Annotated in this window: 21 protein-coding genes; 15 read left to right on the plus strand and 6 right to left on the minus strand. The window is 71.9% G+C overall.

All coding sequences use genetic code 11. From position 1 onward, the window contains the following. Positions 1 to 33 precede the first annotated feature (33 nt). From G6R20_RS09160 to G6R20_RS09175, 4 genes are all read left to right on the plus strand, one after another. Positions 34 to 438 (plus strand): BlaI/MecI/CopY family transcriptional regulator, encoded by a 405-nt coding sequence (locus tag G6R20_RS09160; RefSeq protein ID WP_240341358.1) that lies wholly within the window; start codon positions 34 to 36, stop codon positions 436 to 438. Beyond that, positions 438 to 1,391, plus strand: a complete 954-nt coding sequence (locus G6R20_RS09165) for a M48 family metalloprotease (protein ID WP_163376202.1) — start codon at positions 438 to 440, stop codon at positions 1,389 to 1,391. Before G6R20_RS09160 ends, G6R20_RS09165 begins: the two co-directional genes overlap by 1 nt. Before the next feature lie 96 nt (positions 1,392 to 1,487). Then, a complete protein-coding gene (locus G6R20_RS09170) occupies positions 1,488 to 2,228 on the plus strand; it encodes a thioredoxin domain-containing protein (protein WP_240341359.1) in 741 nt (246 codons plus the stop codon). 10 nt (positions 2,229 to 2,238) lie between these two features. Then, positions 2,239 to 3,123, plus strand: a complete 885-nt coding sequence (locus tag G6R20_RS09175) for a cytochrome c biogenesis CcdA family protein (protein WP_163376203.1) — start codon at positions 2,239 to 2,241, stop codon at positions 3,121 to 3,123. Here G6R20_RS09175 and G6R20_RS09180 read toward each other — a convergent pair. Next, entirely contained in the window at positions 3,102 to 4,070 is a 969-nt protein-coding gene (locus G6R20_RS09180) for a glucosyl-3-phosphoglycerate synthase (protein WP_163376204.1), read from the minus strand. The two genes, G6R20_RS09175 and G6R20_RS09180, sit on opposite strands and share 22 nt — an antisense overlap. Positions 4,071 to 4,249: 179 nt before the next feature. On the opposite strand from G6R20_RS09180, the gene G6R20_RS09185 reads away from it, so the two are divergent. The 7 genes from G6R20_RS09185 (at position 4,250) to G6R20_RS09215 (ending at position 12,942) form a co-directional block, all read left to right on the plus strand. Beyond that, complete coding sequence (locus G6R20_RS09185) at positions 4,250 to 5,539, plus strand: acyl-CoA dehydrogenase family protein (RefSeq protein ID WP_163376205.1); 1,290 nt, start codon at positions 4,250 to 4,252, stop codon at positions 5,537 to 5,539. Beyond that, a complete protein-coding gene (locus tag G6R20_RS09190) occupies positions 5,536 to 6,888 on the plus strand; it encodes a phosphotransferase family protein (RefSeq protein ID WP_346010036.1) in 1,353 nt (450 codons plus the stop codon). The genes G6R20_RS09185 and G6R20_RS09190 overlap by 4 nt, the downstream gene beginning before the upstream one ends. Next, complete coding sequence (locus tag G6R20_RS09195; RefSeq protein ID WP_163376206.1) at positions 6,888 to 7,613, plus strand: histidine phosphatase family protein; 726 nt, start codon at positions 6,888 to 6,890, stop codon at positions 7,611 to 7,613. Before G6R20_RS09190 ends, G6R20_RS09195 begins: the two co-directional genes overlap by 1 nt. A gap of 122 nt (positions 7,614 to 7,735) precedes the next feature. Further along, entirely contained in the window at positions 7,736 to 8,545 is an 810-nt protein-coding gene (locus G6R20_RS09200) for an alpha/beta fold hydrolase (RefSeq protein ID WP_163376207.1), read from the plus strand. Positions 8,546 to 8,664: 119 nt separating this feature from the next. Beyond that, positions 8,665 to 10,815, plus strand: coding sequence for an MMPL family transporter (locus G6R20_RS09205; RefSeq protein ID WP_240341409.1), 2,151 nt, complete (start codon positions 8,665 to 8,667; stop codon positions 10,813 to 10,815). Further along, complete coding sequence (locus G6R20_RS09210) at positions 10,812 to 11,558, plus strand: lipocalin family protein (RefSeq protein WP_163376209.1); 747 nt, start codon at positions 10,812 to 10,814, stop codon at positions 11,556 to 11,558. The genes G6R20_RS09205 and G6R20_RS09210 overlap by 4 nt, the downstream gene beginning before the upstream one ends. 10 nt (positions 11,559 to 11,568) lie before the next feature. Further along, positions 11,569 to 12,942, plus strand: coding sequence for a TIGR01777 family oxidoreductase (locus tag G6R20_RS09215; RefSeq protein ID WP_163376210.1), 1,374 nt, complete (start codon positions 11,569 to 11,571; stop codon positions 12,940 to 12,942). A gap of 13 nt (positions 12,943 to 12,955) precedes the next feature. Here G6R20_RS09215 and G6R20_RS09220 read toward each other — a convergent pair whose 3' ends face one another. The 3 genes from G6R20_RS09220 to G6R20_RS09230 are packed head-to-tail and all read right to left on the minus strand — an operon-like array spanning position 12,956 to position 15,466. Beyond that, entirely contained in the window at positions 12,956 to 13,600 is a 645-nt protein-coding gene (locus G6R20_RS09220; RefSeq protein ID WP_120285286.1) for a TetR/AcrR family transcriptional regulator, read from the minus strand. 57 nt (positions 13,601 to 13,657) lie between these two features. Beyond that, positions 13,658 to 14,980 carry an SPFH domain-containing protein gene (locus tag G6R20_RS09225; RefSeq protein ID WP_163376211.1) on the minus strand — a complete coding sequence of 441 codons (1,323 nt, stop codon included), beginning with the start codon at positions 14,978 to 14,980 and terminating at the stop codon, positions 13,658 to 13,660. Between the two features lie 51 nt (positions 14,981 to 15,031). Then, the gene (locus tag G6R20_RS09230; RefSeq protein WP_069389913.1) at positions 15,032 to 15,466 is read right to left on the minus strand and encodes an NfeD family protein; all 435 of its coding nucleotides are present in this window, start codon (positions 15,464 to 15,466) and stop codon (positions 15,032 to 15,034) included. Positions 15,467 to 15,535: 69 nt separating this feature from the next. Here G6R20_RS09230 and G6R20_RS09235 point away from each other — a divergent pair, with 69 nt between their 5' ends. Next, complete coding sequence (locus G6R20_RS09235; RefSeq protein ID WP_163376212.1) at positions 15,536 to 16,426, plus strand: cation diffusion facilitator family transporter; 891 nt, start codon at positions 15,536 to 15,538, stop codon at positions 16,424 to 16,426. Here the strand turns inward: G6R20_RS09235 and G6R20_RS09240 are convergent. After that, positions 16,405 to 17,412 carry a carbon-nitrogen hydrolase family protein gene (locus tag G6R20_RS09240; protein ID WP_240341360.1) on the minus strand — a complete coding sequence of 336 codons (1,008 nt, stop codon included), beginning with the start codon at positions 17,410 to 17,412 and terminating at the stop codon, positions 16,405 to 16,407. The two genes, G6R20_RS09235 and G6R20_RS09240, sit on opposite strands and share 22 nt — an antisense overlap. A gap of 112 nt (positions 17,413 to 17,524) precedes the next feature. On the opposite strand from G6R20_RS09240, the gene G6R20_RS09245 reads away from it, so the two are divergent. From G6R20_RS09245 to G6R20_RS09255, 3 genes are all read left to right on the plus strand, one after another. Next, positions 17,525 to 17,953, plus strand: a complete 429-nt coding sequence (locus G6R20_RS09245) for a hypothetical protein (protein ID WP_163376213.1) — start codon at positions 17,525 to 17,527, stop codon at positions 17,951 to 17,953. Positions 17,954 to 18,023: 70 nt separating this feature from the next. Continuing rightward, on the plus strand, positions 18,024 to 18,455 hold the full coding sequence (locus tag G6R20_RS09250) for an MmcQ/YjbR family DNA-binding protein (protein ID WP_163376214.1): 432 nt from the start codon (positions 18,024 to 18,026) through the stop codon (positions 18,453 to 18,455). 9 nt (positions 18,456 to 18,464) lie between these two features. Then, positions 18,465 to 18,770, plus strand: coding sequence for a hypothetical protein (locus G6R20_RS09255; RefSeq protein WP_067719096.1), 306 nt, complete (start codon positions 18,465 to 18,467; stop codon positions 18,768 to 18,770). Here the strand turns inward: G6R20_RS09255 and G6R20_RS09260 are convergent. Further along, positions 18,767 to 19,651, minus strand: coding sequence for an alpha/beta hydrolase (locus tag G6R20_RS09260; RefSeq protein ID WP_240341361.1), 885 nt, complete (start codon positions 19,649 to 19,651; stop codon positions 18,767 to 18,769). The genes G6R20_RS09255 and G6R20_RS09260 overlap by 4 nt on opposite strands. Between the last annotated feature and the right edge of the window lie 75 nt (positions 19,652 to 19,726).

Here is a 19,726-nt window from a genome sequence, read left to right on the forward strand (position 1 = left end):
GGCCCTGGTAGATAGATCGGGAGGAGCGCTGTCGTGGCCCATTCGCTGCCCGGTCTCGGTGAGCTCGAGACCGCCGTCCTCGAATTGCTGTGGGACGAGTGCGCGGGTGACGGCGACGACCTGTCCGTCCGCGAGGTCTCGGATCGGCTCGCGGACCGGCGGCCCCTGGCCTACACGACCGTGATGACCGTGCTGGCGCACCTGTACGACAAAGGGGCGGTGACGCGCGAGAAGGTCGGACGCGGGTACCGGTACCGGCCCGCGCGCAGCCGCGAGGACTTCGGCGCCGACGCCCTGGGTGAACTGCTCCGGTCGAGCGGCGACGCGGAGAAGCTCCTCCTGCACTTCGTCTCGAGGGAGGGTGGAGACCTGGCCCCGGAGGAGGCGGGAGTGCTCCGCAGGATCACCGCGCGCCTCCGCGGCGGAGGGGACACCTGATGGGCATCGGGATGCTGCTCGCGGCGCTGGTCGTCGGCGCCGCCGGCCCTGCCTACCTGCGTCGCGCCGTGGACGCGGCGGCGCGGCCGGGCGTCGCGCTGGGCGCCTGGATCGGCACCGGCGTCGTCTTCGTGACCCTGCTCGTCGCCGCCCCGGTGGTGATGCACGTGCAGCCGCTGAGGGGGTTCGCGCCCGCCGCCACCGCCGTCACGGCCTGCGCGACGATGTTCGATCCGGCGACGAGCGGTGTGTGGCCGGCCGCCGTCCGTGGCGTGGTCGTCGCGGTGGCCGTGGTGGCGGCGGTGTCCGCGGTCGCGGTGGTCGTGGCGGCGATGTCCCGGGCCCGGCGCTCGGCGCGGGCGCACGCCCGGACCCTGCGGTCACTGGTCGAGGCCACCGACCACGTCGACGGGGTACGGGTGTGGTGGATCGCCGACGACGAACCCGTCGCCTACGCACTGCCGGGGGCGGCGACGCGCGGGTTCCCGGGCGTGGGGCGACGCGGGTCGGCCTCGCCCGGCGGGACTGTGGTGGCCTCCACCGCCCTGTGGGATCTCGGCGAGGAGCGCCGGCGGGCCGTGCTCGACCACGAGATCGCGCATCTGCGGGGGCGTCACCACGTCGCGGTGACGTCGGCGGCGGCACTGCGCACGGTGTTCTCGCCGGTGCCCCTGCTGCGGCGAGCGGCAGCGGAGGTGTCCGTCCTCGCCGAGCTGGCCGCGGACCGGCGGGCCGCGCTCGGTGCCGGTGGTGCGGCGGCCGTGCGCGGTGCCCTCGGCGAGCTCGGTGCCCCGGCCGGCCGGGTGGCCGTCCTGTCATCGGGTCCGGCCGGACCCCGGGGGACGGGGCCCGGTCTCGCGCTGGCGCTCGTGCACGCGGTCTCCCCGGCGGCGATCTCCGCGGCCGCGGCGACGACGCTCGTGCTGGGGATGTGCTCCGCGCTGGCGGGTTGACATCGCGCCACCGCCGCGAACTACTATGAAACGTAGTAGGAAGTGGCCCGCTCGCGGGTCGGTCCCATCCCCGATCGCACCCGCAGGAGCCCCGAAGTGCCCCGTCGTCCGAGCGTCCCGGTCATCGCGTTGTCCCTCGTGGTGGCCGTACTCCTCGCCCTCGTGGCGATCCTCCTCGCCCGCGAGGTGGGCGGGGGCGAACCGTCCGCCGACGGGTCCGCCGCGGGGACGTCGGAGGTGTCCGACGATCGGCAGACCAGCCCGGAACAGGCTCCCGGCCCGGAGTCCATGGAGGGCATCGCGCGCTTCGAGGAGGGCGACCCGATGGCCATGGGGCCCGTCGACGCGCCGGTCGTGATGACCATGTACACCGACTTCCGCTGCCCGTTCTGCGCCAAGTTCTCCCGCGAGGTGGAGCCCGCCCTGGTCGAGGAATACGTCGGCAGCGGCGAGCTGCGGATCGAATGGCGGGACCTGCCGATCTTCGGCGAGCAGTCGATGGCCGCCGCGCGAGCCGGCCGCGCCGCCGCCGACCAGGGCCGGTTCTGGGAGTTCACCGAGGTCGTCTTCGCCGACTCCCCCGACCGCGGTCACCCGGACCTCAACGAGGAGAAGTTGGTCGGGTACGCCCGCGAGGCCGGCGTCGCCGACATCGAGCGCTTCCGCGAGGACATGACCAGCGACCGGTACGACGAGGCGATCCGGGCCGACTACGAGGCGGCCACCGCACTCGGTGCCACCTCGACCCCGACGTTCCTCATCAACGGAACGGGCATCATCGGTGCCCGCTCCGCGGAGACGTTCCGCAACGTCATCGACAGCTCACTCGACGGGTGACGTGGGCCCGATGACCGAACAGATCGGACTGATCGGCGGATTCCTCGGCGGCGTCCTGAGCATCCTCAGCCCGTGCTCGGCCCTGCTGCTGCCCGCCTTCTTCGCCTACGCCTTCGGCACCCGCCGGGTGCTCCTCGCCCGGACCGGGCTGTTCCTGCTCGGCCTCGCCATCGTCCTGGTCCCGCTCGGGGCGGGGGTCGGGGCCATCGGTTCGCTGTTCACCGTCCACCGCGGGACCGTGACGTTGATCGGTGGCCTCGTCGTCGTCGCCCTGGGTGTCTACACCGCGATCGGGGGCGGCTTCCGGCTCCCCGGACTCTCGGACGCCTCGTCCCGCGTCACCGGCAGCGGCCCCGTGGCCGTCCTCGCGCTGGGCGCCCTCTACGGGTTCGCCGGATTCTGCTCGGGCCCGCTGCTGGGCGGCGTGCTCACCCTGGCGATGGCCGGGGGTTCGCCCGCCTACGGGGCGGCGGTCATGGGCGCCTACGCGGTCGGCATGGTCGTCCCGCTCGCGGTGCTCGCCCTGGCGTGGGACCGGCTGGGCGTGTCGCGCCGGCGATGGATCCGCGGTCGCGACGTCACCCTGGGGCCCGTCCGCACGCACACCACCTCACTCATCGCCGGGGTGCTGTTCATCGCGGTGGGACTGATGTTCGTCCTCACCGACGGCACCGCGGCCCTCGGCTCGGTGATGGGTGTGGACGCCCAGTTCGACCTGCAGCTCGCCATCGAGCGCCGGGTCGCGGGGATGGACGACCTGTGGTTCGCCGTCGCCGCGCTGACCGTGGCCGCCGTCGGCCTCGCGGTGTGGGCGCTACGCGACCGGCGCCGCGCGCGGGCGCGGCAGGAGCCGGACGCCCGCAGTCCCGAGGGTCAGGAGCCCGCCCGCGGCTGAACCCTCACCTCGCACATCGGAGGCCTGTCTCCGGTCTCGATGCGCGTGGTGGTGGGCGAGTAGGCCCCCGCCGGCGACCGGGTGAACGTGGTGAGCCGCTGATCCGGTCGCGCCGTCGTGGTGACGCGGCCCGCGCGGACGAGACGGTCGAGTGCGGTGAGCTGGATCTGCGCGGCCATCCGGGCCAACGAGTCGTCGGGGGAGTTGCGGTGTCGCCGGATGCCCAGGTCCACCTGCGCCATCGCGTCGAGTCCCACCAGTTCCCACACGTCCACCAGGAGCGCGAGTTCGACGCCGTAGCCCCGCGCGAACGGGATCCGTTCGAGGACCTCCCGGGTGGCCGCGTACTCCCCGGCCAGTGGCTGGACGAACCCCGCCAGCTCCGGCCACCAGGCGTCGATGAGAGGCCGGGCCACGAGTTCGGTCACCCGACCGCCGCCCGAGGGCGACACCGTGACGCCGTCCGCGAGCGGCCGGTCGTAGCACCCCTTGACGAAGCCGAGTGACGGATCCAGGACCAGCGGGGCCAGCAATCCCACGGCGAAGGTCGGGTCGAAGTCGCGCAGGTCGGCGTCGATGAACGCCACCACGTCCCCGGTCGTCACCGCGAGGGACTTCCACAACGCCTCGCCCTTGCCCGGGACCGACCCCCACTCCGGCAGGATCTCGGACTGCGCGTGGACCACGGCGCCGGCGGCGCGGGCGACCCGCGCGGTGTCGTCGGTGGAGTCGGAGTCGATCACGACGATCTCGTCGAGCAGCGGCACCGCCTCCACCAGGTGCTCGCGCAGCGCGGTGACGATGGCGCCGACCGTGGCCTCCTCGTCGCGGGCGGGCAGGACCACCGACAGGCGTCGGCCGGCCTTCGCCGCGGCCACCCCGGCGGCGTCGAAGTCCCGGGCGGTCAGGCTCCGGCGTCGGAACCAACCCTCGGTGTCCGGCAGCATCGTCGGGCGTCTCGCTCTCGCTGTGACGACCCACCGGCCGGGCGGGTCGCGGAGGGGGTCTCCGTCTCGCCATTGTGGGTCACCCGTCGGCGGGCCCGCGCGCGACCCCCGGCCCCGGCCCGCACGTGGAGACGCCGCGGAGCCGGGACCCGTTCGTCGGGCTGTGCCACGATGAACCCATGGACTTCTCCTCCTCGCCCCGCGCCGCTGAGCTCACCGCAGCCGTCCGCGAGTTCATCGACACCCACATCGCCCCGGTGGAGCCGGAGATCCACGCCGACATCGCCCGGCGCCGGCTGGCAGGGGAGGATCCGTGGGCGGTCGATCCGCGGGTCCCGGAACTCCAGGCCCGCGCCCGCGAGCAGGGACTGTGGAACCTCTTCCTCCCGGCCGGACACGAGGGGCCCTACGCCGAGCGCTACGGCACCCACAGTGGCACCGGCCTGAGCAACACCGACTATGCGCCGGTCGCCGAGGAGATGGGCCGCTCGTTCCTCGCCCCGCTGGTGTTCAACTGCAACGCCCCGGACACCGGGAACATGGAGGTCCTGCTCAAGTACGGCTCACAGGAGCAGAAGGACCGGTGGTTGGACCCGCTACTCGACGGGAAGATCCGCAGCGCCTTCCTCATGACCGAGCCGGACGTGGCCTCCTCGGACGCCTCGAACATGGCCGCCACCGCCCGCATCGACGGTGACGAGGTCGTCCTCGACGGCCGGAAGTGGTGGTCCACGGGCGTCGGTCACCCGGACTGCAAGGTGGGCATCTTCATGGGCGTGTCCGATCCGGACGCGCACCGCTACCTGCGCCACTCGATGGTCTTGGTGCCGATGGACGCCCCCGGGGTCCGCGTCGAGCGCATGCTCACCGCCCAGGGGGTCTACGACGAACCGCTCGGCCACGGCGAGGTGACCCTGGACGGCGTGCGACTGCCGGTGTCCAGCATCATCGCCGGACCGGGCAAGGCCGCGGAGATCGCGCAGGGCCGACTGGGCCCGGGGCGCGTCCACCACTGCATGCGGTTGATCGGCCTGTCGGAGATGGCGCTGGACCTGGCCTGCCGCCGTGCCTCGGGTCGCGTCGCCTTCGGCAAGCCCATCGTCAACCTCGGCGGCAACCGTGAGCGTCTCGCCGAGGCGCGCATCGCGATCGACCAGGCGCGCCTGCTGGTCCAGCACGCAGCCTGGAAGCTCGACACAGAGGGACAGGCCGCAGTGGAGGTCAGTGCCATCAAGGCCGCCGTCCCGAAGATGGCGCAGCAGGTCATCGACATGGCCCTGCAGCTCCACGGTGGCGGCGGCATGAGCGACGACTTCCCCCTGGCCGGGGCGTACGCCACCGCGCGGTCGCTGCGACTGGCCGACGGCCCCGACGAGGTCCACCTCGGCGTCGTCGCCCGGGCCCTGCTCGCGCCCTACCGCGACGCCGCCACCACCGGTGGCACCGAGAAGACCGGGACGAACCGGTGACCGCCCGAGACGGCGCGCCCGACCGCGACGCCGCCCTGCGCCGCCGCGTCCCCGGCACCGACGCGGTGCGCGGTGAGGACGCGTTCGACGTCGAGGCCGTGGCCGCGTGGTTGCGGTCGATCACGCCCGACGACCCGACCGTGCTGGCGGGGGTGGATCTGGGTGACGACGACGAGCCGGTCATCCCCGAGGTCCGGCAGTACACCGGTGGCGCGTCCAACCTCACCTACCTGCTGCGCTACCCGGGCGCGGACCTGGTCCTCCGCCGCCCGCCGGCCGGGACGAAGGCCCGCGGTGCCCACGACATGAAGCGCGAACACCGCGTCCAGTCGGCGCTGCGACCGGTGTACCCGCTGGTGCCGCGCATGGTGGGGTTCTGCGGCGACCACTCGGTGATCGGCTCGGACTTCTACGTGATGGAGCGGATGGAGGGCACCATCCTGCGCAAGGAGCTGCCCCGCGAACTGCTCATGGACCGGGTCACCACCCGCCGCCTCGCCGAGGCGGCCGTCGACGCGCTCGCCGACCTCCACTCGGTGGACGTCGGGGCCGCGGGCCTGGGCGACCTCGACCGCGGCGAGGGATACGTGCGCCGCCAGGTCGAGGGCTGGTCCGCCCGCTACCGTCGCGCCCGCACCCCCGACGTGCCCGACTTCGCCCCGGTGATGAAGTGGCTGCACGCCAACCAGCCCGACGACGTGGGCCACTGCCTGGTGCACAACGACTTCCGCTTCGACAACCTCGTGCTGGATCCCCGGGACGTCACCCACGTCATCGGCGTCCTGGACTGGGAGATGGCCACCGTCGGCGACCCGCTCATGGACCTCGGCGGGGCACTCGCCTACTGGGTGCAGGACGACGACGGCCCGCTGTTCAAGGCGTTCCGCCGCCAGCCCACCCACGCGCCCGGGATGCTCACCCGCAAGCAGGTCGTCGAGCGGTACGCCCGCCGGGCCGGCCTGGAGATCACCGCGGAGCAGTGGCGCTTCTACGAGGTGTTCGGTCTGTTCCGCCTGGCCGTGATCGCGCAGCAGATCAACCACCGCTACTTCCACGGGCAGACCACCAACCCGGCGTTCCGCGCCTTCCGACCCGGAGTGGCGTTCCTCGAGCAGCGGTGCCTGCGCATCATCCGCACGGGCGACGGTCGTCTCACTCCGACCCGGGTCTCCCCGCGTGACGTGGTCCCGGAACTGCTCGGCGTCCCGCGGGTCGTGCTCCCGTTGCTCGCCGGGGGCGTCCACGACGTCCGGGGCAAGGTGACGGGTCTGCTCGGAGGCCTGCCGGTGATCGGCGATCTCCCCGTGATCGGCGGGCGACCCACCGGCACGTCGGGTGGTGGGCGCTGATGGGGTCCATCCATCTCGTCCGCCACGGGCAGGCCTCGTTCGGCAGCGGCGACTACGACCGGTTGTCGGAGACCGGCCACCTGCAGGCGCGGCTGGCCGGCGAGGACATGGCCGGCCGCGGGCTGCGGCCTGACGTGATCATCCACGGCGGCCTGCGCCGACAGCGCGAGACGGCGGAGGGCCTGCTCGCCGGCCTGCGCGCCCACCACGACCGGGACGTCGCCGCCGAGGATGTCGCCGTGGAGGTCGACGAGCGTTGGGCCGAGTACGACGCCGACGCGGTGCTGGAGGCCGCCCGCGTGGCCGGACTGACCACGGAGCACGGGACCCTCGACTCCGCCGGTGCCTCCGACGAGGCCAAGCAGGCGTTCCAGCGCCAACTCGACGCGGCCCTCGGACACTGGGCGGGCCTCGAGGCGTTCGCCGAGTACCGGCGCGACGCCGACGACGCCCTGGCGGACGCCGCCGCGAGGTCCGGGACCGGCCGGACGACCGTCGTCGTCTCCTCCGCCGGCACGATCTCCCTGGCGGTCGCCGGCCTCCTCGCCGACCCCGAGGGCGTCGTGGGGCTGTGGACCCGGTTGCAGCGCGTGACGGTGAACACCGGGACCGCCCGGGTCGTGGTGGGTCGCGGTGGGATGACGTGTATCGCGGTCAACGAACACCAGCACCTCGAGCGGGCGGCCGGGCCCGACGACCCGCGCCGACTGGTCACCCTGAGGTGACGATGTCGGCCGACCGCACGTCGGATCGGCTCGAGGCCGCCTCGCGCCCGGGCGGGCGTCGTATCGTACGACCGTAGAGGCCGTTCCAGGCGGCCGCGAGAGCACGTCAGGAGAACGCCACGATGCCCACCTTCCAGCGCGGTCACACGACGATCGCCTACACGGACACCGGCGCCCCCGCGGGACGCCAGGACGCCCCGGTGGTGTTCTTCGCCCACGGCTTGCTGTTCTCGGGCTGGATGTTCCAGCACCAGATCGCCCGTCTGCGCGACAAGTACCGGTGCGTGACGATCGACTTCCGCGGGCAGGGCAACTCCCCGCGGGCCATGGGTGGCTACGACATGGACACCCTGACGGTGGACGTGTCCGAACTCCTGCGGCACCTGCAGATCCCGGTGGTGAACTTCGTGGGCCTGTCCATGGGCGGGTTCGCGGGGATGCGCCTGGCCGCCCGCAACCCGGAGATCGTGCACACCCTGACGCTCATGGACACCGCCGCCACCGCGGAGGAGCCGGCCAACCGCAGCAAGTACAAGACGCTGTCCAAGGTGTACCGCGTGGCCGGCATGAAGCCCCTGCGTGCGCGGGTGGCGCCGATCATGCTGGCCGAGGGCAACCTCGACGCCCCCTGGGTGCAGGAGTGGATGACCCAGCTCGAGCGCACCGATCGCGTGGGGCTGGTCAAGGCCATCGACTCCGTCGCCGACCGTGACCCGTGTGAGGACGAGGCCATCCGCATCATCGCCCCGACGCTGGTCATGGTGGGGGCCGAGGACGCGGCCACGCCCCCGGACAAGTCCCAGCGGATCACCGAGCTGATCGCGGGCTCCCGCTATCGCGAGATCCCCGGTGCGGGGCACTCGCCCAGCATGGAACGTCCCGACGAGGTCACCACCATCCTCGAGGAGTTCCTCTCCGAATACGACGTGTGAAGACAAGGGAACCGATGAGAGCTGAGCGGTCGGCTGCAGAGAAGCCAGGGTCGACGGGGCGGTCGGGGTCGGCCGACGGGTGGGTCGGCGTCGTCACGGGCAAGCTCTCCGCGTGGTTGATGCTCGTGGTCGTGCTCCTCGTGAGCGGCGCGGTGCTCGCCTTCGCCTCATCGGAGGGCTCGTCGCAGGGGCCACAGACGCTCCCGGACGACTCCGAGGCCGCCCTCGTCTCCGAGATGCAGCGCGAGTTCCCGGGTTCCGAGTCCGTCCCCGCGGTCCTCGTGGTGACCCGCGAGGACGGCGGCGAACTGGGGCCCGAGGGCATCGCCGCGGCCGTCGGTGCCGGCGAGCGCATGGCCGAGGTCGTCGGTGCTCCTGCAGAGGGACCCATCCCGTCCGAGGACGGCGCCGCCGCCCTCATGCTGGTGCCGGTCGACGCCCAGTTCCTCTCCGGGGGCGCGGCCAGCGACCTGGTGTCGGAGATGAGGGACGCCGTCGCCGACGGTCTCGACGAGGGCATCAGCGCCCAGCTCACCGGCGGCCCGGGGTTCGCCGCCGACACCGCCGCCGCGTTCGAGGGCGCCGACTTCCGACTCCTGGCGGCCACGGCCCTGGTCGTCGCGGTACTGCTCATCGTCACCTACCGCTCACCGGTGCTGTGGCTCGTCCCGCTGATCATCATCGGTGTCGCCGACCGCGTCGCGGCGCTGCTCGTCGCCAAGGTCGGGGAAGCACTCGACTTCATCGTCGACGGGTCCACCTCCGGCATCGTCTCCGTCCTCGTCTTCGGTGCCGGAACCAACTACGCCCTGCTCCTGGTGTCCCGCTACCGCGAGGAACTCCGCAAGACCTCGGATCGTCGAACCGCCCTCCGCGACGCGTACCGGGGCGCGGTCCCGGCCATCATCGCCAGCAACGTCACGGTCGTGCTCGCCCTGCTCACCCTGCTCCTGGCGGCCCTGCCCAACTACCGATCGCTCGGCGCCTCCGCGGCGGTGGGCCTGCTCGTCGCCCTGGTCTACGCGCTCGTCGCGCTGCCCGCCGCCCTGGCCGTGTGTGGCCGCGGCCTGTTCTGGCCGTTCATCCCGCGCCCGCACGAGGGACCTGCCGGCACGCGAACCGACGACGGCGCCCCCGTGACCCCGCGGGACTTCGACGAGGACGTCCCGCCGGGCGTCTGGGGCCGCGTCGCCGCGCGCGTGGTCAAGCGCCCCGTGACGGTCCTCGTCTCCTGCGTCCTGCTCCTCGCCGTTTTGTCGCTCGGCCTGCTCGGTACGCGTATCGGCCTGAGCCAGACCGAGCAGTTCCGTACCCCCTCCGAGGCAGCCGCCGGGCTCGAGACCGCCGCCGAGCACTTCCCGGCCGGCGTCACCGACCCGGTCACCGTGCTCACCCGCACCGGCACCGAGGGCGGGATCACCGAGGTGGTCCGGGATGTGGAGGGTGTCGTGTCCGCCCGCCCGGCCGGCGAGTCCGGGACGGGATGGAGCCGCGTCACCGTGGTCCTCGACGCCGCGCCCGCGACCGACCGGTCGGAGGACAGCGTGATCGCGCTCCGCGAGGCCGTCGACACGGTCCCCGGTGCCGAGGCGCTGGTGGGCGGGTCGGTGGCCGAGGCCGTCGACACGTCCCAGGGCAACCTGCGTGACCTCACCCTGATCGCGCCGCTCATCCTGCTCGTGGTGTTCGTCGTCCTGGTTCTGGTCCTGCGGTCGGTCGTCGCGCCCCTGCTGGTCATGGCGGCGACCGTGCTCTCGTCGCTCGCCGCTCTCGGGCTCGGCACGTTCGTCACCACCCAGATCCTGGGCTTCCCCGGCCTGGACGTGTCGGTGCCGCTGTACAGCTTCCTGTTCCTGGTGGCCCTCGGCGTGGACTACTCGATCTTCCTCACCATCCGGGCCCGCCAGGAGGCCTCCACCCACGCCACCAGGGAGGCGATGGTCCGCGCCGTCGCGTTGACGGGCGGCGTCATCACCTCCGCCGGCATCGTGCTCGCCTCGGTGTTCGTGGTCCTCGGCGTCCTTCCGCTGATCGTGCTCACCCAGGTCGGCGTGATCGTCGCCCTCGGTGTCCTGCTCGACACCTTCGTCGTGCGCACCCTGGTCGTGCCCGCCCTGTTCACCCTCGTGGGGGACAAGGTGTGGTGGCCGGGTGACCCGCGAGGACAGACCCGCCGCGGCGCCACCGCAGGTTCCGCGTCCGACGACCCCGACCGCCGCACCGGCGACCACGGCGCCGGCCCCACCACGACCGAGGAGATCCACGCATGAGCACCACCGCCCGCACCAGCACCGCCGCCCGCACCAGCACCAGCCCCCGCTCCGGCCCGTCCCGGTCCCGCCTGCGAGGCCTGGTGACGGCCCTGGCCGTCGCGCCGCTCCTCGCGGCGGGCCTGGGCACCGCCCCCGTGGCCAGCGCCCAGGACGTCACCGACGGCGGACGCCTCGGCGGCGGCTCCTCGCAGCTCCTGCCCGACGGTGTCGCCGTGGGCTCCCTCGGCGGACCCGAGCTCACCCAGGTCGACTCCGTCGACCTCGAGCGGTTTCAGGGAGAGTGGTTCCAGGTCGCCGCCATCCCGCAGCCCTACACGCTGCAGTGCACCAACGACACCAGGGCCGAGTACGCGGTGACCGCGCCCGGCACGGTCTCCGTGCGCAACTCGTGCGGCTCGGCCATCAGCTCGGACTCGGTGATCGAGGGCGAGGCGAAGGTCCGCGACACCGACACCAACGCCTCGCTCCGGGTCAACTTCCCGATGGTCCCGTTCCAGGACGAGAACGGACCCGTCAACTACCGGATCACCTACCTGGCCGACGACTACTCGCTGGCCATCGTGGGCGACCCCACGCGGTCGTCCGGGTTCGTGCTCAGTCGCGAGCCGGCCCTCGACCCCGAGCAGTGGTCCACCGTCCGCGACGTGATCGAGGACCGCGGTTGGTGGTCATGCGCCTTCCTCACCGTTCCGATGGCGGTCGGCCGCGGCGACGTGACCCCACTGTGCCTCCTGCCGTGATGAGCACCCGATGAGCATCGATCTCACCTGCACGGTTCCGGCCACCCCCGACGAGGCGTGGCGTTACTTCGCCTCGCCCGGCGCCTTCCGCCGGCTCTCGCCCCCGTTCATGCCGCTGCGACCGGTGAGTGAGGCCGATTCGCTGCGGGACGGCGTGGCGGTCCTCGAACCGCGTACGGCGCTGCCGGGACCTCTCGGAGTCCGCTTCGGACCCCGCTGGCTCGCGCAGCACGACCCCGCCGGTTTCATCGAGGGTGAGCGGTTCGTCGACCGCTGCGTATCCCAGCCGTACGCCGCGACGACCGGATGGGTCCACACGCATACGGTGACGGCCGGTCCGGACGGCACCGCCCTGCTCGGCGACAGGGTCGACGCCCGGGTGCCCGGCCGGATGCTCTCGCCGGTGTTCGCCTACCGGTACCGCCAGATGGCCGCCGACCTCGACAGCCTCGCCCGGTACGACAACCGCGCTCTGACCGTCGCCGTCACCGGCGCGTCGGGCCTCGTGGGCACCGCCCTCACCGCGCTCCTCGGGGTCGCCGGACACCGGGTCATCCGCCTCGTCCGCGGCGACGCCCGTGGCCCGGGGGAGCGCCACTGGGACACCGGCGATCCCGCCGCTGACCTCCTCGAGGGCGTCGACGTCCTGGTCCATCTCGCCGGTGCCCCCATCGCTGGGCGCTTCACGGACCGGCATCTCGAACTCGTCCGCGACAGTCGCGTGGGCCCCACCCGTCGTCTCGCCGAACTCGTCGCCGACCGCGGCGGGTCCACCACCCTCGTGTCCGCGTCGGCGATCGGCTACTACGGCGCCGACCGCGGCGACGAGCGGCTCGTCGAGGACTCCGCTCCCGGCTCCGGTCCGGTCGCCGACATCGTCGTCGACTGGGAGCGCGACTGCGAGCCCGCACGTCTCGCCGGGGCCCGGGTGGTGAACGTGCGCACGGGCATCGTGCTGTCCGGTTCCGGGGGGATGCTCCCGCCGCTGGCCGCCATCACGCGCTCCGGGCTCGGCGGCCGCCTCGGCTCGGGACGGCAGTGGATGTCGTGGATCTCGCTGGACGACCTCACCGACATCTACCTGCGGGCGATCGTCGACCCTGCGGTGACGGGCCCGGTCAACGCCATAGCCCCCGAACCGGTCACCAATTCCGAGTTCACCCGGGTTCTCGGTTCGGTCCTGCGGCGCCCGACGGTCGTCCCGGTGCCCGGATGGGCCCCGGCGCTCGTCCTGGGCGGGCGGGGTTCGGACGAGCTCGCCCTGGCGAGTCAGCGGATCCTGCCGAAAGCACTGACCGGCGCGGACCACCGTTTCCGGCACCCGTGGCTGGAAAGCGCGCTGGCCCACGAACTCGGTGCCGAGGAGCTCCCCGCGGGGCTGTAGAGAGATGCAGCGTTCAGCGCTGCAGGATCATCGGCACGAGCACGCGACGGGCCAGTGCCCGGATCTGCTCCTCCGTGTCGACCGCGGGCGGGCCGTCCGTCATCACGACCAGTGAATGGAGGAACCGGCCGACCACGCTGGCGACCTCGCGGGAGAGCTGCTCGCACTCCTCGTCGTCCATCTGGCGGGTGTGGACGTCCGCGTTCCACGTGCTTCGGACGAACTGGGCGAGGATCTCGGTGATCGCGTCCAGGACCGTGTCGGACTGGCCCGCGAGCAACGCCATGGCCTCGACCTTGTCGACCTCGATGAGCCGACGTAGCAGTTCGTTCTGCCGGATGTCGAAGACGGTCCCGACCAGCAGGTCCTCGATGTGCCTCACCGGGTCCCACTGCAGGGACTCGAAGGGCGTGTAGCGCGCGTTGACGGTCATCATCAGGCGCTGCGCCTCGTGGGCGTAGATGGCGCGGAGGATGTCGTCCCGCGGCCCCAGACGCCGGTACAGGGTCACGCGGGTGACACCGGCCGCCCGCGCGATGTCCTCGGTGCTCGTGCCCTTGATGCCACGCTCGGCGAACACCGCGGACGCCGTCTCGATCAACCGGACATCCTCGGCGTCAGGCGCGCGGCCACCACCCAGGCCAGTGTTACGAGTCACACCCCCATGTTACGACGCCCGGCCGAGGTGGCTGCGCGGAATGCCACCCGTCGGGGGTCACCGCCGGGGCTGGTCGCCACCATCGACGGGGTAGGCACCCTCGCCCGACCGCTGGTCAGCGGCCTGGTCGAACCCGGACGGCTGCCCCGGCCCGGGAGCCTGGGGCCCGCCGATCGCGGGGGTGTCCTGGCCTGCCGACTGCGAGGGGCTGTCGGGCGCCACGCCACCCTCCGACTCCGGGACCATGTCGAACACGCCGGGCTTGGGCTTGGGCCGGCTCGGCTGCTCGTCCATCACCGAGGTCGTACCCTTGGCCGCCGCCTCCGCGGCGGCCACGGACCGGGCGATCTCCGGGTCGGTGGAGGTGTCGAACCACTCGTCGGGCGCCGACGGCAGATCGGCATCGGAGTCGACGTCGGCCGGCTCGTAGCGGAACACCCCGTCGTCGTCCTTCCTGGCGACGGACTTGACGAAGTTCTCCAGCGAATCGCCGAACTGCGAGGGGATCATCCACATCGTGGCGGCCTCGCCCTTGGCCATCTCCGGAAGGTTCTGCACGTACTGGTAGGCCAGCATCTCCGGCGTGGGCTTGGAGGACTTGACCGCGGCGTTGACCCGGGCGATCGCGGCGGCCTGGCCCTCGGCCACGAGGTAGCGGGCTGCGCGCTCACCCTGGGCGCGCAGCATGCGGGACTGCCGGTCGGCCTCGGCGTTGAGGATCGAGGCCTGCTTGTTGCCCTCGGCGTCGAGGATGGCTGCCTGCTTGGCACCCTGCGCCGTGGTGATCGCGGCCTCGCGCTGTCCCTCGGCGGTGAGGATGGTGGCGCGCTTCTCGCGGTCGGCCTTCATCTGCTTCTCCATCGACTCCTGGATGGACATCGGCGGATCGATGGACCGCAGCTCGACCCGGGCCACGCGCAGGCCCCAGCGTCCGGTCTCGGAGTCGAGCACCCCGCGCAGCTGCTTGTTGATCATGTCGCGGCTGGTGAGCGTCTGCTCGAGGGTGAGCCCACCGACGACGTTGCGCAGGGTGGTGGTGGCCAGCTGTTCGACGGCCACGATGTAGTTGTTGATCTCGTAGACCGCAGCCTTGGGGTCGGTGACCTGGAAGAAGACCACCGTGTCGATGCTCAGTGTGAGGTTGTCCTCCGTGATCATCGACTGCGGCGGGAAGGTCACGACCCGCTCGCGCAGATCGACCTTGGCGCGCACCCGGTCGATGAAGGGGATGATGAGCGTGAGCTGGCCGCTCACGGTGCGTTGGTAACGGCCGAGCCGTTCGATGACCGCGGCCTCCGCCTGGGGGATGAGCTTGACCGAGCTCACCACCACCGAGGCGATGAGGATGACGATGACGGCGAGGAAGATCAAGCCTTCCATGGTTCCTCCGATGCTTCTCGTGCGTGTCCGCTGGCCGGAGACCAGCGCCTTCTAGATGCCACGCACGACGATCGCCGTGGCGCCCTCGATCTGGTGCACGAGGACCTTGTCCCCGGCCTCGAACGTCTCGCCCTCGAGGAGCGGACGCGCGGTCCAGGTGTCGCCCGCGATCTCGACCAGTCCGCCGCCCGCACCGATCGCCTCGACGACGGTGCCGTCCCGGCCGGTGAGCGCGGCGGTGTTGGTGTCGTGCTCGGGGAGTGCGGCGAGCAGGCGCCGCCGGACGAGGGGGCGGACCCCCAGGACGAGGACGAGGGAGACGAGGGCGAACGCCAGGGCCTGCCCCCAGACCGGCGCGCCCAGGAACGCCGCGGCCGAACCGCCGAGGGCGCCGCCGGCGAGCATGAGCATGAACAGCTCGCCCCCGGCCGCCTCTCCGGCGGCGAGCAACACCGCTGCTCCGAGCCAGGCCAGTCCCACATGCATGACACCGAGCCTACCGACAGCGGGCGACGGGCAGGAGGTCTCCTGCGTGCGGGACTAGGCTGCTGGGACGTGTCGACTCTGAAGAAGTTCGCGTGGCTGTCCGTGGCCACGGCGATCGTGACCATCGTGCTCAAGATCGCGGCCTGGTGGGTCACCGGTTCGGTCGGCCTGCTTTCCGACGCCGCGGAGTCCGTGGTCAACCTCGTGGCCGCGGCGATCGCGCTCGGCGCCATCACGGTCGCCGAGCGCCCGGCCGACGACGACCACCAGTACGGCCACTCCAAGGCCGAGTACTTCTCCGCGGGTGTCGAGGGCGCGATGATCTTCGTCGCCGCCGCGTTCATCCTGGTCGTCAGCGTCGAGCGGCTGATCAATCCGGAACCGCTGGAGGCACTCGGCATCGGTCTGGCGATCTCGGTGGGCGCCGCCGTGATCAACGGCGTGGTGGGTGTGGCGCTCGTGCGAGCGGGGACCCGTCACCGGTCACCGACCCTCAAGGCCGACGGGAAGCACCTCATCACCGATGTCATCACGTCTGTCGGCGTCGTCGCCGGGCTGGCACTGGCCTGGGCCACCGGCTGGGAGGTGCTCGACCCGATCGTCGCGATCGGCGTGGGACTGAACATCCTGTTCATCGGCTATCGACTGGTACACGAATCGGGGATGGGATTGATGGACGCCACGCTCCCCGACGAGGACAACCGGGCGATCGAGGAGGTCCTCGAACGCCACCGCGAACCCGGCCGCGTCGACTTCCACGAACTGCGGACGAGGGAGTCGGGCAGGTGGCGCTTCGTCGAGTTCCACGCGTTGGTGCCCGGACAGTGGAGCGTCGAACGCGGGCACGACCTCGTGGAGACCGTGGAGCAGGAGATCCACGCGGTCCTGCCGAGCTCGCACATCACCACACACCTCGAGCCGATCGAGGACGAGCGGGCCTACAACGACGTGCACCTGTGATGCGCCGCGCGCAGCCCGGCTACGCGACCTCGGCGGCGGTAGTAGCTCCTGCCCGCGACGTTCTGCTGGTGCCAGTACCCGCGTAGCAGCGGAGGCAGGTCGGGGATCCAGAACCGGTCCTCCAGCGGCGTGACGGGGTCCGTGGCTCCGAGGGGCACGTCCGCGTAGACGATCCCGGGCCCCTCGTCCGTGCGTCTGGTGGCCAGGACCGTGCCCGAGGCGTCGACGATCTGGGTGGCGCCCACGAACTCCGTGGCGTACGGCACCGATGCGTCGGAACCGGGCAACAAAAGGAAATCCGACCGCAGCGTCCCGCAGTGGGAGGCCTGCAGCACGGGCGCGCCCAGCCGCCGGGCGAACTCCGCCGGCGCGTTCTCCGACAGGTCACGGTTGTACCGCGCGAGCGAACCGAGCGCTCGCCCGGTCAGCCCGCCCCAGTTGTCCGGGACCGTCCACCAGTGGGTCCCGGTCATCGCCACCGCGACCCGCCCCCGGAGCCTGCGTACGGTCCCGGTGCGGATCAGCTCCCAGCAGCTCGCCACCCCCACCCCGCCGAGCCCGGTGACGAACGCCCCGTCGTCGCTGCCGTCCGCGTAGAAGCCGCCGCCGGAGTAGAAGCAGTTCTCCCACATCGTCGGCAGGTCCTTGTCATGGATGTGCACGCGTCCGTCGGGTTCGACCAGGTGATAGCGGTTGAACACCTCGTCGTCGTCGGCCACGAGCATCGACCCACCGACGGTGACGGAGTGGCGTGCGGCGAGGAGTCGGAACATCTCGACGGCCACGTTCTCGCGCGGCAGGACCGCGTCGTGGACCTGCCCGCGCATGGGCACCGGCGATGTGCAGAACTCCGGCACCGCGATCAGGCGCGCGCCCCGCCCGGCGGCCTCCACGATCATCTTTTCCAGTCGACCCAGTGTGAGGTCCACGTGCCCCGGCACGCCTTCCAGTTGCACTGCCGCGGCGTGCACCACCTGCGCGTCCATGAGGCCTCCCGTGTGCGATCGCGCGCGATCGAGCGCGCAGGTCAGCGCGCTGTCCTATGGTCGTGAAGCATACAAATCACGCACTGCTGTCAAGTGCACTTCGGAAGGATCCATGGAACTCGGCCTCGACACGCGCCTCACCCTGCTCGCCGCGGGTCTCCTCTTCCTGCTGGCGCTCGGCCTGGGGGTGTGGAAGTACCGGCAGATGGCCACCACCGCCGATCACCTCGCCCACCCGTACGTCGACATCGCGCACCGGGCCTCGCTGCTGTACTCGTTCGCGACGCTGCTCATCGCCGCGTTCGTCGAGCTGAGCAGCTGGCCGACCTGGGTGAACCTGACAGCGGCAGCAGTGGTGGTCTTCTTCTTCCTGGTGGCGATCGGCAGCTACATCCTCCACGGCGCGCGGAGGGACACGACCAACCAGTTCGAGCACCCCACAGCGATGCTGCACATCGGCATGGTGGCGCTCATCGTCGGCGAGATGGGCGGGTTCGCGGTGCTGCTGGCGGGGTTCGTCGCGGGGCAGTTCGGGGGTTGAGCCGGCCCCGGGTGGGTTTTCCCGGCCGTTCGCCCGGGATGACGCGGTCGGCGGTCGTAGTCTCGGCCGTGTGGGTCATCCGATCATGTTCGACGCCGCGGATCCGCTGCTGACGCGTCTGCGGGAGGTGTGCCTCGCGCTGCCGGACGCCGGCGAGAAGATCTCGCACGGCCGGCCCACCTGGTACACGACCAAGGTGTTCGCGGTGTACGGCGGCTCGGTCAAGGGGGATCACTCGGACCCCCTCCTGGCCCGGGCACTCCTGTTCCTGCCGGATCCGGGGGAGCGCGCGGCGCTGGCGCAGGACGAGCGATTCCACGTCCCGGCGTACTACGGGCCGGCCGGCTGGCTGGCATTGCCGCTGGACGGTGGAGTGGACGGTGGCGGCCGTGGACCGGACTGGGATGAGGTGGCCGAACTCGTCGAATCCTCGTACCGGCAGACCGCCGGGGGCCGGCGGGTCGCTCGTCTGGACGACCAGCGGGGACGCCCCGGCGACTAGGCTGCACTCATGCCGCTCCGCCCCCGCTCCGAGGCCGCCTCGCCACGCAGGCGCTCGTCCGACGGCATGGACCTGGGGACCCGGGCGCTGGTGCTGGGTGTCGGGGCCCTGGTGATCTCGTGGGTGCCGGTGCTCAACATCATCGCGTTCCTCGCGGGCCTGATGGCCGTCGCGTTCGGCCTGCTCGCCCGCTGGCCCACCGGCTGGCTCACCAACGACGATGCGAACCCACGTCGCGCACTGGCGGGCGTGGTCCTGGGCGTGATCGCCCTGGTGGTGTTCGTGGTGACCGCGGTGCGGTACTCGGCGCTCTAGCGCGCGTTCGACACGACCCAGCCGATCGCGGTGCGCATCCGGCGGGCGAACGTGCCGGGGTGGGTGGCACAGACTGCGTGGCCGGCGTGGATCGGGAACACGGCGCTGTGCGGCAGCAGATCGGCCATCTCGTCCTGGATCCACTGCGGGAACGCGAGGTCACGGGTGGTCTTGACCACCGCGACGGGCAGGGTGAGTTCGTGGAGCCAGGGTGTCGAGTTGAACCCGGCCACCTGGGCGATCACGGTGCGGTGCGTGGCGAGCGAGACCGACGACAACTCGCGCAGCGCCCACGCGTGCGGCCTGAGCGCCTCGTCGTCGACCTGTTCCTCCACCACCTCGCCGACCTCCTCCGGAACGGTGTTGAGCAGCGGCTGGGAGCGGGTGAACCCGCTGAGTGCGACCTTCTCGAGGGCATTGCGCTGTGCGCCCGTCCCGGTGGCGGCCAGCACGAGGCCGCCGAGCCGGGAGGGGTCGCGGCGGGCCGCCAGCTGGGCGACGATCCCGCCCATCGAGTAGCCGCCCACCACCGGTGCCGCCAGGTCGAGGTGGTCGGCGACCCGCAGCACGTCCTCCGCGAGGGTCTCGAACCGGAAATCCCCGTGGAAGCCCTTGCCGTGCCAGCGTTGGTCGAACGTGATGAGCCGGTACTCGCCCCGCAGTCGTTCGAACGTCTGGTACCAGTTCAGCATCCCGGTGGCCGCCATCCCGTGCAGCAGGATCGCCGGTGCGAGGTGCTCCTCGCCGGTGTCGTGGACCTTCGTGGTGACACCGTCCGCGAGCGTGACGATCCGCCCGGGTGGCAGATGCGCCAGGTCGGGGATCATCCGCGGTAGTCGCGCGGCCGTCCGCGGCAGCCAGACGATCGACCTCCTGGACACAGGGCACCTCCTGGTAGTGGTACCCGATTGTGTGTCAACGGGCGGGCGGGCGCATCCGGCCGCGCGGGGGCGCAC

This window comes from Dietzia sp. Alg238-R159 (assembly GCF_900537145.1).
Lineage (GTDB): Bacteria > Actinomycetota > Actinomycetes > Mycobacteriales > Mycobacteriaceae > Dietzia > Dietzia kunjamensis.

Bases quoted from the DNA above. Each gene is read 5' to 3' on its own strand.
- G6R20_RS09205 (WP_240341409.1), top strand. From the start codon at position 8,665: ATGCTCGTGGTCGTGCTCCTCGTGAGCGGCGCGGTGCTCGCCTTCGCC.
- G6R20_RS09215 (WP_163376210.1), top strand. From the start codon at position 11,569: ATGAGCATCGATCTCACCTGCACGGTTCCGGCCACCCCCGACGAGGCG.
- G6R20_RS09195 (WP_163376206.1), top strand. From the start codon at position 6,888: ATGGGGTCCATCCATCTCGTCCGCCACGGGCAGGCCTCGTTCGGCAGC.
- G6R20_RS09240 (WP_240341360.1), bottom strand. From the start codon at position 17,412: ATGGACGCGCAGGTGGTGCACGCCGCGGCAGTGCAACTGGAAGGCGTG.
- G6R20_RS09245 (WP_163376213.1), top strand. From the start codon at position 17,525: ATGGAACTCGGCCTCGACACGCGCCTCACCCTGCTCGCCGCGGGTCTC.
- G6R20_RS09185 (WP_163376205.1), top strand. From the start codon at position 4,250: ATGGACTTCTCCTCCTCGCCCCGCGCCGCTGAGCTCACCGCAGCCGTC.
- G6R20_RS09200 (WP_163376207.1), top strand. From the start codon at position 7,736: ATGCCCACCTTCCAGCGCGGTCACACGACGATCGCCTACACGGACACC.
- G6R20_RS09165 (WP_163376202.1), top strand. From the start codon at position 438: ATGGGCATCGGGATGCTGCTCGCGGCGCTGGTCGTCGGCGCCGCCGGC.
- G6R20_RS09255 (WP_067719096.1), top strand. From the start codon at position 18,465: ATGCCGCTCCGCCCCCGCTCCGAGGCCGCCTCGCCACGCAGGCGCTCG.
- G6R20_RS09210 (WP_163376209.1), top strand. From the start codon at position 10,812: ATGAGCACCACCGCCCGCACCAGCACCGCCGCCCGCACCAGCACCAGC.
- G6R20_RS09180 (WP_163376204.1), bottom strand. From the start codon at position 4,070: ATGCTGCCGGACACCGAGGGTTGGTTCCGACGCCGGAGCCTGACCGCC.
- G6R20_RS09230 (WP_069389913.1), bottom strand. From the start codon at position 15,466: ATGCATGTGGGACTGGCCTGGCTCGGAGCAGCGGTGTTGCTCGCCGCC.
- G6R20_RS09225 (WP_163376211.1), bottom strand. From the start codon at position 14,980: ATGGAAGGCTTGATCTTCCTCGCCGTCATCGTCATCCTCATCGCCTCG.
- G6R20_RS09175 (WP_163376203.1), top strand. From the start codon at position 2,239: ATGACCGAACAGATCGGACTGATCGGCGGATTCCTCGGCGGCGTCCTG.